This is a genomic window from Lentzea sp. HUAS12 (genome assembly GCF_024125735.1).
Lineage (GTDB): Bacteria > Actinomycetota > Actinomycetes > Mycobacteriales > Pseudonocardiaceae > Lentzea > Lentzea albida.
Genome location: NZ_CP099738.1, coordinates 9,484,852 through 9,496,891, shown reverse-complemented (window position 1 = coordinate 9,496,891; position 12,040 = coordinate 9,484,852). Strand labels below are relative to the sequence as shown.

Sequence of the window (12,040 nt, the reverse complement as noted above, 5' to 3'; positions counted from 1 at the left end):
TTGGGGAGGTTCGATGCGCGACCTGGCTTCGACTTTGCTGTCGTGGGACCGGTTCGCGGTCGCCTCGGTGGTGGCCGTGCGCGGCAGTGCGCCCCGCCCGGTCGGCGCCGCGATGGCCGTCGGACCCTCCGGCGAGGTGATCGGCAGCGTGTCCGGCGGCTGCGTCGAGGGTAAGGTGTACGACCTGGCGTGCGAGGTGCTTTCGAGCGGTGTCCCCGCGCTGGCGTCGTTCGGCTACTCCGACGACACGGCGTTCGCGGTCGGCCTCACCTGCGGCGGCTCCCTCGACGTGCTGGTGCAGCGCGATTCTCTCCCGTTGCGCGCGGCCCTCTCGGCCTCTCTGGAGGGACTCCCGCTCTCGGTGCGCTTCGAGGCCGGGGGCCGGGTGTTCACCGACTCGTGGCTGCCGCCGCCGCGCCTGCTGGTGTTCGGCGCCATCGACCACGCCGCCGCCGTCGCCGAGATGGGCCGTTTCCTCGGCTATCACGTGACCGTGTGCGACGCACGCCCCGTTTTCGCCACCCATGAACGCTTTCCCGCCGCACACTCCGTCGTCGTCGACTGGCCGCACCGCTACCTCGCGTCCACCCGCACCGACCCGTCCACCGCCGTCGTGGTGCTGACCCACGACCCGAAGTTCGACGTCCCGGTCCTCGTCGAGGCCCTGTCCCGACCGCTGGCGTTCGTCGGCGCGCTGGGCTCCCGCCGCACCCACGCCGAACGGCTGTCGCTCCTGCGTTCCGAAGGTGTGCCGGAGGCGTCACTGGCGCGGCTGCGTTCGCCCATCGGCCTCGACCTGGGCGGACGCAGCGCCGCCGAAACGGCCGTGTCGATCGCGGCCGAGCTCGTGGCCGTGCGCCACGACGGGTCTGGCCTCCCCCTGTCCTCGCTGTCCACGCCCATCCACCGAACCCTGGAGAGCCATGGCACTGATCTTCCTCAACGGCGGCGGCATGCGGGGCGGACCGCTGCACGCCCAACTGCAGGGCACGCCGATGGTGTGCCGGGCCCGCAGTGCGGCCAGGTACCGCTACTTCTCGGTGCGGGGGAAGTTCCCCGCGATGCACGAGTCGGGCTCGGCCTCGGTCGTGGGTGAGCTCTACGACCTGCCGCTGAAGGTCCTGCGCGACCACCTGGTCCCCGCGGAGCCCGCCGAACTGGAGATCGGCGTCATCGAATTGGAGGACGGCAGCGCCGCCCTGGCCACCGTCCTGCGGGACGCGATGGTCGACCCGTTGCTCCAATCGGGTGACATCCAGGACATCTCGTATCTGGGGGACTGGCGGGAGTTCCTTCATCGCGAGGGGTGAGGGAAGTGGCATCGGGGGGTGCCACGGGCAAGGGGGAGTTGCCGCAGGCGGCGGACCCGGTGCACACGCCGGGTTCGCCGCGGGGGTCCGAGCGGCAGCAGGTCGTCCAGCGTTCCCGCGCGGATCGGGCCGGCACGGCTACGGCCGCGCCAGCTCCTCGACCACCCGGTCCACCTCCAGTGACGGGTCGGCGATCCGCGCCGCTCGCAACGCTCCCGCGAGCACGGTCATGAGCATTTCGACGACCACGTTCTCGTCGAACGGGTGCTCGCTCAGCAGGTAGTCACGCGCGAGCTGGTCGGCCGCTGTCGTGTACATCCGCAGCACGGCCCGCACCGCCGGCCGGTCGAAGTCCAGGCCGAGGTTCTCGCACAGCTTCCGGTTGCCGTCGTCCCGCACCGCGTCGAACGGCTCCTCCGCACCCCACGGCTGCAGCAACAGGTTCAACGCCAGTTCGCGATGCGCCACGAGGTAGGACAGGTGGGCCGCGTGCGATCGGCGGATCCGTTCGCCCAGCGGCACGTCCGGATTGCTGACGTGCAGGTCCAGCACCTCGCGGCCGATGGTGCACAGCACCTCGCTGTAGAGCCCCTGCTTGCTGCCGAAGTGGTGGAACACCAGGCCGTGCGCGACACCGGCCGCGCGTGCGATGTCTGCTGCCTTGACGTCGTCGTACTTCGACGTGATGAACAACTCTCGTGCCGCGGCCAGGACTTTCTCCCTGGTGGCAGCGGCGCTGGCGGCGCGGGTCATGCCTCCACGCTAACAGTTCATTGACTCGAAGTCAGCGAAGCGGTATCCATTGATTAAGAGTCACTGACTTTGAGTCAACGGAGGGGACCATGACCAAGACGCTGATCATCGGAGCGACGGGCACCGTGGGTGGGCTGGTGCTGGACGAGGCCGTGCGCCGAGGTGTGGATGTGCGCGCGTTGGTGCGCAACAAGGAGCGGGCGAACCTGCCCGACACGGTCGAGCTCGTCGAAGGTGATCTGGCCGACCGCGAGGCCGTGAAGAGCGCGCTGCGGGGCGTCGACTCGGCGTTCTACGTGTCGCCGCACGAGACCAACGAGATCGACATCGCGACGGTCTTCGGCGAGGAGGCGCAGCGGGCGGGCGCTCGACTGGCGTTCGGCGGCTTCCACATCGAGGACGACGACGCGCGTGAGGCGGCCGGGCGCGCGATTCCCGCGTACGTCGGCAAGCTGCGGCTGGCCGCGTTCCTCGCGAGCACCGACACCCGGCCCGCGATGTTCAGCCTCACCAACTTCGACCAGAACGACGAGGTCTTCCGCGCCGACATCGAGGCCGGTGTCTTCCCGACGCCGCTGCACCCCGGCGGCGTCAACCGGATCGACCTGCGCGACGCGGCCGAGGTGATCACGAACGCGCTCACCGACGTCAGCTTCGCGCCCGGCTCCTACCAGCTCCTCGGGCCGGAGTCGTTGAACGGCGAGCAGTCGGCGCGGATCTGGGCCGAGGCGCTCGGTCGCGAGGTCCGCTACACGGGGGACGACCCGCAGTGGCGTGAGGCGTTCGCGAAGAGGCTGTCCGGCCAGAAACTCGTGGACTGGATCCGCAGCTTCGAACTGCTCGGCGCGGCGGCCATCCCGACCGATCCGGCCGAGGTGGACACGATGACGAAGCTGCTCGGGCACGCGCCGCGCACGTTGCGGGACTACGTGCGCGATTCGGTGAACCGCTGACCTCAAACCGCGGTCAGGGTCCGCGTCGATCCCGGGGAGTGATGTGAAGATCGGATTCACGCTGCCGCAAGCCGGAGGTGTCGCCTGGCAGGCGCCGCAGGTGGCGAGGTACGCGCGCGAAGTGGAACAGCTGGGAGCGGACAGCCTCTGGGTGATCGACCGGTTGCTGTCGCCGGTCGACCCCGCCATCGGCCACAACGGCGGCGAGAGGTTCCCGGACGAGTTCCGCGCGATCCTGGACCCGTTCGTGCTGCTCAGCGTGGCCGCCACGGCCACGGAACGGGTGCTGATCGGCAGCAACGTCCTCAACGCGCCGTGGTACCCGCCTGCGCTGCTCGGTCGCGTGCTCACCTCGCTCGACGTGCTCAGCGGGGGACGCCTGGTGCCGGGCTTCGGGGTCGGCTGGTCGCCGGACGAGTTCGAGGCGGTCAACGTGCCGATGGCCGAGCGCGGCTCCCGCCTGGACGAGACCCTCGACGTGCTCGACCAGTTGTGGACGGCCGATCCCGCCGAATACCGCGGCAAACACTGGACACTGCCCGCCACCCGCGCGGCCCTGAAGCCGGCGCGCCGCCCGCCGGTCTACCTGGCGGCGTTCGCTCCCGCCTCCATGCGGCGAGTGGCGAGCCGTGCCGACGGCTGGCTACCGGCGTTGGTACCGCCCCGTGCCACGGACATCCAGGCGGCGGTGAACGGGCCCTGGGCGGTGATCCGCGGCATGGCGGCCGAAGCCGGCCGTGATCCGGACGAGCTGGACGTGATCCTGCGCATCTACCCGTCCGTCCGCTCCGCCACCGTCGTGCGGGAGGTGGCCGAGCTGATCAGGCGCGTGGAGGCGGAGTCCGAGGTCCGGCACGTCCTGGTGGACCTGATGTACCTCGCCGACGACGTCGACCAGATGCTCGACCTGGCCGCCGGGATGCTGGCGAGCGTGCGCGGACAGCAGAAGTGACCTGCGTGGCGCTGGCGCCATGCCGTTCTGGGAGGAAGTCTTGAGCAACACCGACAACGGCGCTCTGGCGCCTGCCGAGTTCCTGTCCTCGACCGAGCCGGTCAGCCTCGTCGCCGTCGCCCGCCTGCGGCCGGGCTTCGAGCCCGAACACGTCCACCGGCTGGTGAAGGCGGCCATCCCCGCGGTGCACGCGGAGAAGGGGTGTGAGCAGTACGTCGTCCACGCCGAGCTCGACGACCCGCGCGTCTTCGTGTTCTACGAGCGCTGGTCGAACGGCTCGGACCTGCTCGGCCACCTGCGGAACCCCGACCTGCGGGAGCACTCCGACGCGTTCTTCGAGGCCCTCGACTTCGAGCTGCGCTGGCTGCTGCCGCTGAGTGCGTGACGCGAGCTGTGAACCCGCACCCCGGGGCAAGGGGTCGCGGGTTCACCGACCTCCCGGCTTGAGCAGCCCGCGCTCGTACGCCACCGCGACCGCCGCCGCCCGATCCGACACACCGAGCTTCGCGTAGACGTGCAGCAGGTGCGTCTTCACCGTCGCCTCGCTGATGAAGAGCGCCGCCGCCACGGCCCGGTTCGTGGTCCCCTTCGCCACCAACGCGAGCACGTCGACCTCCCGGGCCGACAACGGTTCCGAGGCAGGCTCCCGCACCTGCCCCAGCAACCGCGTGGCCACCGCGGGCGACAACACCGCCTCCCCCGAGTGCGCCGCGCGGATCGCCCGCTGCAACTCGTCGCGCGGCGTGTCCTTCAACAGGTACCCGGTGGCGCCCGCCTTGATGGCGGGCAACACGTCGCGGTCGGTGTCGTACGTGGTGAGCACCAGGACGCGGCACGGGTGGCCGCGCAGCCGTTCGATCGCGGACACGCCGTCCGAACCGGGCATGCGCAGGTCCATCAGGACCACGTCCGGCGAGACGGCCGTGACCACGGCGACCGCCTCGTCCCCCGACGCGGCCTCGCCGACGACCTCGAAGTCGCCGGTGGACAGCATGCCGCGCAGGCCGTCGCGGACGACCGGGTGGTCGTCGACGATCACGAGCCGGATCACGCCGCCACCCTCCCGCCGCGCACCACACGACTCACGCCATCACTCCCCTGCTCCACACACGCTCCCCACCGCTCGCCAACCAGGCCGGCCGCCGCCCCTCCCCAGCCACGCCCCTCCCGCCTCACGCGGGCACCCGCGCCGAGATCGCCGTCCCCGCCCCGGGCTCCGACTCCACGAACAACGCCCCCGACAGCCGGTGCACCCGATGCCTCATCGCGGGCAGCCCGAACCCGTCGGACGGCCGAGCCAGGTCGAAGCCCACCCCGTCGTCCCGCACGTCCAGCGTCACGACGTCCTCCATGTAGGACAGCGTCAGCCCCACCCGCGACGCCGAGGCGTGCTTCGCCACGTTCGCCAGCGCCTCCTGGGCGGTGCGCAGCAGCGCGACCTCCACCTCCGGGTGCGTCTCGCGCACAGCTCCGGTCAGCGTGACCGAGACCGGGACGCCGTTGTGCCTCGACCAGCCCGAGGCGACGTCGTCGAGTGCCTCGTGCAGGGCCGCCGAGTCGAGGGCCGGTGGGCGCAGGGCGTGGACGGAGCGGCGGGCCTCGGCCAGGTTCGACCGCGCCAGGTCGGTGGCCACGGCGACGCGGCGTTCCCAGTCCGAAGAGGACGCGGCGGACAGTTGCGTGATGATGCCCGCCAGGCCCTGGGCCAGCGTGTCGTGGATCTCGCCCGCCATGCGGTGGCGTTCGTCCTGCACGCCCGCCTCGTGCGCCTGCACCAGCAACTGGGCGTGGAGGCCCTCGTTCTCCTCCAGCAGTTCCTTGCGCATCCGGGACTGTTCGGTCGTCACGTGGCCCACGTACGTGAAGGTGCACGCCACCACCACGAACACGAGCATCAGCAACCAGAACGCCGCCGGGGCGTCGGACGGGTAGCCGCCGAACAACGACAGCGTCGCCAGGCCTGCCGTCAGCGCCACGACGAAGAACATCCAGCGGCCGCGCAGGATCTCGCTCGCGTAGACGTAGACCGCGTACGACACCGCGCCGAACCAGTGCTCGCGCATGCCGAGCACCGCGTAGAACACCACCATGCCGGCGATGAACACCGCCATGAGGTCCGTGCGCCGGTGCCACGCGGGATGCAGCGTGAACCACCACATCATCCACGCGAAGCCGAACGCCACGACGCCGTAGGTGAACCAGCGCTCCGGCGCGGACTGCGCGGTGAAGATCGAGTACAGCACCGTCGTCACGATCAGCACGAAGTACGGGATCACGTGCGCGATCGTGACGAGCCTGCGCTCCCACCTGTCCAACGCGGCCATGTCCACGAGCTACTCCCAGCGGAACGTCCTGGCCGCGACGGTACCCGCCACGAGGCCCACCAGTCCCATGATCGCGAGATGCCTCCAGTCCGGCGCGGTGCCGAGCCACGCCTGCTGCAGCGCCTCCACACCCGGAGGCGCGTACGAACCGATCGCCTGGATCGCCGTGGGCAGCATGAACCGCGGCAGGTACACGCCGCCGAGGAACATCAGCAGCATGAACACCACCGTCGCCCAGCCACCGGCCGCCCGCGCGTTCGGGACCAGGGCGGCGATCACCAGGCCCAACGCGAACGTGCCCGCGCCTCCCAGCACCACGGCACACGCCAGGCCGAGGGGGTGGTGAGGCAGGTCGACGCCGAAAACGACGTACCCCACGACTATGAGGAGCAGCACCGACAAGATCACCGCGGCGAAGTTGACCACCATCTGACCGGCCAGCAACCGCGCCGGGTGCACGGGCGTCGTCGACAACCGCCGCAACACGCCCTTCTCCCGGTAGGACGCCACCACGGTCGGCACGCGCTGCAACCCGATGAACGCCAGCGTGAACACCACCAGCGCCGACATGTAGCTGTCGATGAAGCGCTGCCCGCCGAGCTCCGGCAGGGGCTCGCGCAAGCCCGGAATCGCGCCCAGCACGAGCAGCAACATCGACGGGAACAGCACCGCGAACAACGAGTTCAGCCGGTCGCGCAGGAACAAGCGCGCCTCTATCTCAACGATCCGCACCATCACGACCCCCGGTGAGTTCGACGTAGGCGTCGTCCAGCGAGACCTGGTCGACGCGGAGCTGCCGCGCCACGACCTGCCGCCGCGCGAGCAGGGACGTCACGGCGTGCAGCAGGTTCTCCGATCCGCTGACCACGAGCTGCTCCCCCACCGCGGACACCGACGTGACCTCGGGCAACGCCTCCAGCAACGTCACGTCCAGCGGCTCCGACGGCACGAACCGCACCCGCGTCGCACCGTCCACACGCGACACCAGGGCGGAAGGCGTGTCGAGCGCGACGATCCGCCCCTCGCGGAACACCGCCACCCGGTCGCAGAGCCGTTCGGCCTCCTCCATGAAGTGCGTGACCAGCAGAATCGTCACGCCGGCCGCCCGCACCTCCTCGACCACCGACCACGTGTCGCGCCGCGCCTGCGGATCGAGCCCCGTCGTCAGCTCGTCGAGCACGGCGACGCGGGGCGAGCCGACCAGTGCCAGCGCGATCGCCAGCCGTTGCTTCAAACCGCCGGACAGCTGCCCGAACTCCGCCTTCAGGTGCGAGGTGAGCCCCAGCCGCGCGGACCAGTCGGCGGGCGACGGGTAGAACGACGAGAACAACGCCAGCGCCTCGCCGACCCGCATCCGTTCCGGCAGTTCGGAGGCCTGCAACTGCACCCCGATCGACGCCCGCACGTCGGCAGGCCGCTCCCCCAGCACCGCGACGCTCCCGGAGTCGGGCGTCCGCAGCCCCGACACGCACTCGACCGTCGTCGTCTTGCCGGCCCCGTTGGGCCCCAGCACGCCGAAGATCTCCCCCTCGGCCACCTCGAACGACACGGAGTCCACCGCCACGCGGGGCCCGTACCTCTTCCCGAGGTCGCGCACTTCGATGATCGCCATGCCACCAGCCTCGGCGACCGGGGCGCCGAGATCATCGAACGACGAGTCCGACCGGGATCAACCGATCGGTTGATGCCACCGGTCATCCGCGGCGCCGACCACGCGGCGGCGCTCAGCCGATGGGCTTGTCCAGCCCATGCACCACCTGGTCGAGCAATGTCGCGATGACCGCCTCGTTGTGCTCGTTGCGGCCCGGCGTGATCATCCGCGACGTCGCCTCGACCATCGCGTGCACCAGCATCGCCCGCAACGCCGCGCGCTCCACGCCGGCGGTCTTGAACACCCCGACGAGCGGCGCGAGCAACCGTTCGTGCTCGGCCCGGATCTGCTCGCGCGACGAGTCCGGCAGCGTGTGCGCGGACAACGCGACCACGGCCCCGTGGCTGCCGTCGGTGATGATCGCGAGCTCGGTACGCAGGTACGCCTCGATCTTCTCGGGCACGGACGAGGCGCTGTTGACCGCGTCCTCCAGCTTGTCCGCCCACTCCGGCAGCGCGTCCGACACGATCGCGGCGACCAGTTCCTCACGCGAGCGGAAGTACTCGTAGAGGCTCGGCCGCGACAGCCCGACGCGTCTGGCGAGCGACGCGAGCGTCAGCGCCTCCGCCCCCTCGGAGGACACGATCTCCCGCCCGGCGTCCAGCAGGGCGCGCAACCGGTTGGCGCGGTGCTCCGCGACGGTGTCTGCGCTGATCCTCGGCACATCGGGATCGTATCGCGCTTGATTTCCCGACGGGGAGTTGGAATAGTTCCCGACAGAGCGTCGGGATCAGGGAGGCCAGCATGTTCATCGCGACCAACCGGATGTTCGTGAACCCGGAGATGTCCGAGGAATTCGAGCGGTACTTCCGCGGCAACATGCGCACCCACCTGCCCGGAGTTCCCGGCCTGCTGCGCAGCACGCTGCTCAAGCCGACGCAGGACGACCAGCCGTACGTCTCGGTCAACGAGTTCGAGTCCGAGGACGCCTTCCGCGCGTGGGTCGCCTCCGACGCGTTCCGCGAGGCGCACAAGGGCCACCGCACGATCGCACGCCTGGTGACGGGCAACGAGCCGGAACGGTTCACGCACGCCGAAGACCTGGTCCTGCCCCGGCAGCGCGTCGAGCAGTAGGCCGCTAGCCTTCCCCCGCATGGGGGAAGTGCGCTTTCTGCTGCTGGGACCGTTGCGGGTGGAGGTCGGCGGGCAGGAGATCCCGCTGCCCGCCGGTCGCGGCAGGACCATCCTCGCGACGCTGCTCGCGAACGCGGGCGAGGTCGTGCCCGTCGAGGAGCTGGGCGGTGCCTCGTCCACCCCCCAGGCCGTCAGCAGGCTGCGCCGGGTGCTGGGCGAGGCCGCCGGCAGCCTGCGCACGCACGGCACCGGCTACCTCCTCCACGTCACGAACTCGGACCTCCTCGACTTCCGGTCGTTGCGCGACCAGAGCCGCTACGCGGAGGCCCTGACGTTGTGGCGTGGCAGGGCCTTCGAGGACGTCGAGGGCGTGCGGGACGTCGCCGCGCGCCTGGACGGCGAACGCAGGGCCGTCGAGGCGCTCGCGCCGGTGCCGCACCAGGTCCCCGCGCCGCCCGTCCAGTTCGCCGGACGCGACCGCGAACTCGCCGCGTTGCGCCGCTCCGGCCCGGTCACCCTGCTCAGCGGGGTGGGCGGAGTCGGCAAGACCACCCTCGCGCTGCAGTGGGCGAAGGAGGCCGACTTCCCGGCGGGGCAGCTGCACGTGAATCTGCGCGGCTTCGACCAGAACGCGCCGGCACGTCCCGAGGAGGCCATCCGGAGCTTCCTCGGCGCGCTCGGCGTGCCACCGGAGAGCCTGCCCCCGAGCACCACCGAGCAGGCCCTGCTGTACCGGACGTTGTTGCGCGGCAAGAACATGCTGCTCCTGCTCGACAACGCCCGCGACGCCGACCAGGTCCGCCCGCTGCTGCCGGACGACCCCTCGTGCCGCGTGGTGATCACCAGCCGCAACCGGATGGACGACCTCGGCGACACCACCAGGGTGCGGCTCGACGCGCTGAGCCCCGCCGAGTCGCACCAAGTCCTGACCAAGCGGATCGGTGCCCGCGCAGGCGCCGAGCCCGAGGCGCTCTCCCGCCTCGCCGCGCGGTGCGGCGGCCTGCCCCTCGCCCTCGCGATCGTGGCCGCCCGCGCCGACCCCCAGCACTCGCTGACCGCGCTCGCCGACGACTTCGCGGACGACGACGTGCTCGACTTCCTCGACACCGGCGAGGAGACGACCACCGTCCGCTCGGTGTTCGACTGGTCCTACGAGCGGCTTTCGGTTACCGCGCAACGACTCTTCCGTCTGCTCGGCGTCCACCCCGGACCGGACGTGTCCGCGCCGGCCGCCCGCAGCCTGGCGGGCACCACCCCTGCGCTGCCGGAGCTGGTCGCCGCCAACCTCGTGACCGAGACCGGCGACGGCCGCTTCGTGCTGCACGACCTGGTCCACGCGCACGCCCGCGGCCTCGTCGAGGAAGACGAGGGCCGAGACGCGTTGCACAGGTTGCTCGACCACTACCTGCACAGCGCGCACCACGCAGACGCCGAACTCCACGCCCACCGTCAACGCCTCATGATCGCTCCGCACGTCCCTGACGTCGTCCCGGAACGACCGGACGGCCACGACGCGAGCAGCAGGTGGTTCGCCGCCGAAACCGGCGTGATCATCGCGCTCGGCATCGCCGCGGCCGGCGCACGGCTCGACCGCTACGCGTGGCAGCTCCCGTGGTGCCTGACGGTCCACATGGACCGCTCAGGCAGATGGCACGAATGGGTGACCGTCCTGCGGTCCGCGCTCGCCGCCGCCCGGCGACTCGAGGACGACCACGCGGCCGCCCGCCTCCACCACATCCTCGCGCACGCCCACTACCGGCTGAGCGACGCCGAGACGAGAGACAGACACCTGCGGACGGCTCTGGCCCTGTACGAACGCGGCGACCTCACCGACGGTCAGGCGCGCGTGCACCGCAGCCTGGCCCAGGCCCACGAGGAGCAGGGCGACCTCGCCCAGGCCCTGCACCACGGACGACGCGCGGTGGCACTGGCCGCGAGCGACATCGAGCGGGCCGGCGCGCTGAACCAGGTCGGCTGGTTCCTGGGGCTGCTCGGCCGCCACGACGAGGCGCTCGGCCAGTGCCAGAACGCGCTCGCCCTGCACCGCGCCGGCGGTGACAAGCTCGGTGAGGCGAGCACACTCGACAGCATCGCCTACAACCTGGGCCACCTCGGCGACTTCAGCGGTGCGATCACGCACTACGGCGACGCGCTCGATCTGTTCGCCGCGATCGGCGAACAGTTCGAGGTGGCCACCACCCTGATCAACCTCGGCGACGCGCACGTCGCGACCGGCGGGGCGGACGAGGCACGGCACGCGTGGGAAGAGGCGCTCGAGATCTACGAACGCCTCGGGCACGCCGACGTCGCCAAGGCCCGCGAGCGCCTCACAGCTCTGTCAGCAGCTTCCTCATCCGCTTGATCTCGTCGTCCTGGGTGGCCACCACGTCGTCGGCCATCTCCTCGACCTGGACGTTGGACCCGGCGGCGCGCACGTCCGTCGCCATCTTGATCGCACCCTCGTGGTGCTTGATCATCAGCTCCAGGAACATCCGGTCGAAGTCCTTGCCGCGCGCGGCACCCAGGGCGTTCAGCTGGTCCTGCGTCGCCATGCCCGGCATCGACGCGTGGTCGCCGTGCGTGCCGATGGCGTTGAAGGTGCGCTGCCACTGCTTCATGGCGCCGATCTCGGGCTCCTGGCTGAACCGGATGCGGTCGGCCAGGCCCTTGACCGTCTCGTTCTCCGCGCGGTCGGGGGCGAACCGCGTCATCGCGAGCGCCTGCTCGTGGTGGGCGATCATCATCGCCACGTACTCGCGGTCGGCGTCGTTGGGCGGCGGCGTGACCCTGGCGCTCACGTCGCCGGGCGCGACGACGGACGCCGTGCCGCCGGGGGTGTCCGGCGCGATGACCGGTGCGGCGGGCGGCTCCGACGTACAGCCTGCCAGCAGGGCGGATGCCGCGACGATGACGAGAACCCCAGAACGCATGCTCCGGACAATACCCTCCGAAAGACGCTGGCCTTTAGCAAGGCGAAAGGGTCATACTCCCCCTCACCAACCCGTACTGAGGGGGTACAGCTG

At 70.9% G+C, this 12,040-nt stretch carries 13 protein-coding genes and 1 pseudogene; 7 read left to right on the top strand and 7 right to left on the bottom strand.

Features of this window, described 5'->3' with window-relative positions:
- Nucleotides 1–13 precede the first annotated feature (13 nt).
- Nucleotides 14–907 (top strand): annotated as a pseudogene (locus tag ND450_RS44755) (XdhC family protein); the annotation flags it as partial.
- Nucleotides 908–923: 16 nt separating this feature from the next.
- On the top strand, nucleotides 924–1,310 hold the full coding sequence (locus ND450_RS46190) for a gamma-glutamylcyclotransferase (protein ID WP_371927601.1): 387 nt from the start codon (nucleotides 924–926) through the stop codon (nucleotides 1,308–1,310).
- Nucleotides 1,311–1,448: 138 nt separating this feature from the next.
- Here the strand turns inward: ND450_RS46190 and ND450_RS44745 are convergent, their stop codons facing one another.
- Complete coding sequence (locus ND450_RS44745; RefSeq protein ID WP_253323973.1) at nucleotides 1,449–2,063, bottom strand: TetR/AcrR family transcriptional regulator; 615 nt, start codon at nucleotides 2,061–2,063, stop codon at nucleotides 1,449–1,451.
- Nucleotides 2,064–2,152: 89 nt separating this feature from the next.
- Here ND450_RS44745 and ND450_RS44740 point away from each other — a divergent pair, with 89 nt between their 5' ends.
- The 3 genes from ND450_RS44740 to ND450_RS44730 are packed head-to-tail and all read left to right on the top strand — an operon-like array spanning nucleotide 2,153 to nucleotide 4,353.
- Nucleotides 2,153–3,016 carry an NmrA family NAD(P)-binding protein gene (locus ND450_RS44740; protein ID WP_253323972.1) on the top strand — a complete coding sequence of 288 codons (864 nt, stop codon included), beginning with the start codon at nucleotides 2,153–2,155 and terminating at the stop codon, nucleotides 3,014–3,016.
- 43 nt (nucleotides 3,017–3,059) lie between these two features.
- A complete protein-coding gene (locus ND450_RS44735) occupies nucleotides 3,060–3,968 on the top strand; it encodes a TIGR03619 family F420-dependent LLM class oxidoreductase (protein ID WP_253323971.1) in 909 nt (302 codons plus the stop codon).
- Nucleotides 3,969–4,008: 40 nt separating this feature from the next.
- Nucleotides 4,009–4,353 (top strand): putative quinol monooxygenase, encoded by a 345-nt coding sequence (locus ND450_RS44730; RefSeq protein ID WP_253323970.1) that lies wholly within the window; start codon nucleotides 4,009–4,011, stop codon nucleotides 4,351–4,353.
- Nucleotides 4,354–4,395: 42 nt separating this feature from the next.
- On the opposite strand, the gene ND450_RS44725 is transcribed toward ND450_RS44730, so the two are convergent.
- From ND450_RS44725 to ND450_RS44705, 5 genes are all read right to left on the bottom strand, one after another.
- Entirely contained in the window at nucleotides 4,396–5,019 is a 624-nt protein-coding gene (locus ND450_RS44725; protein ID WP_089914214.1) for a response regulator transcription factor, read from the bottom strand.
- A gap of 121 nt (nucleotides 5,020–5,140) precedes the next feature.
- A complete protein-coding gene (locus tag ND450_RS44720; protein ID WP_253323969.1) occupies nucleotides 5,141–6,292 on the bottom strand; it encodes a sensor histidine kinase in 1,152 nt (383 codons plus the stop codon).
- A 9-nt stretch (nucleotides 6,293–6,301) separates the two neighbouring features.
- A complete protein-coding gene (locus ND450_RS44715) occupies nucleotides 6,302–7,027 on the bottom strand; it encodes an ABC transporter permease (RefSeq protein ID WP_253323968.1) in 726 nt (241 codons plus the stop codon).
- Nucleotides 7,011–7,904, bottom strand: coding sequence for an ABC transporter ATP-binding protein (locus ND450_RS44710; RefSeq protein WP_253323967.1), 894 nt, complete (start codon nucleotides 7,902–7,904; stop codon nucleotides 7,011–7,013). Before ND450_RS44710 ends, ND450_RS44715 begins: the two co-directional genes overlap by 17 nt.
- 112 nt (nucleotides 7,905–8,016) lie before the next feature.
- Complete coding sequence (locus tag ND450_RS44705) at nucleotides 8,017–8,607, bottom strand: TetR/AcrR family transcriptional regulator (RefSeq protein WP_253323966.1); 591 nt, start codon at nucleotides 8,605–8,607, stop codon at nucleotides 8,017–8,019.
- 80 nt (nucleotides 8,608–8,687) lie between these two features.
- Between ND450_RS44705 and ND450_RS44700 the strand changes: the two genes are divergently transcribed.
- Both ND450_RS44700 and ND450_RS44695 read left to right on the top strand, forming a co-directional pair.
- Nucleotides 8,688–9,017 (top strand): antibiotic biosynthesis monooxygenase, encoded by a 330-nt coding sequence (locus ND450_RS44700; RefSeq protein ID WP_253323965.1) that lies wholly within the window; start codon nucleotides 8,688–8,690, stop codon nucleotides 9,015–9,017.
- 19 nt (nucleotides 9,018–9,036) lie between these two features.
- Nucleotides 9,037–11,379: a tetratricopeptide repeat protein gene (locus ND450_RS44695; RefSeq protein ID WP_253323964.1), complete on the top strand. Its 2,343-nt coding sequence runs from the start codon at nucleotides 9,037–9,039 to the stop codon at nucleotides 11,377–11,379.
- Here ND450_RS44695 and ND450_RS44690 read toward each other — a convergent pair.
- Nucleotides 11,345–11,947, bottom strand: coding sequence for a DUF305 domain-containing protein (locus ND450_RS44690; protein WP_253323963.1), 603 nt, complete (start codon nucleotides 11,945–11,947; stop codon nucleotides 11,345–11,347). The genes ND450_RS44695 and ND450_RS44690 overlap by 35 nt on opposite strands.
- Nucleotides 11,948–12,040: the final 93 nt, after the last annotated feature.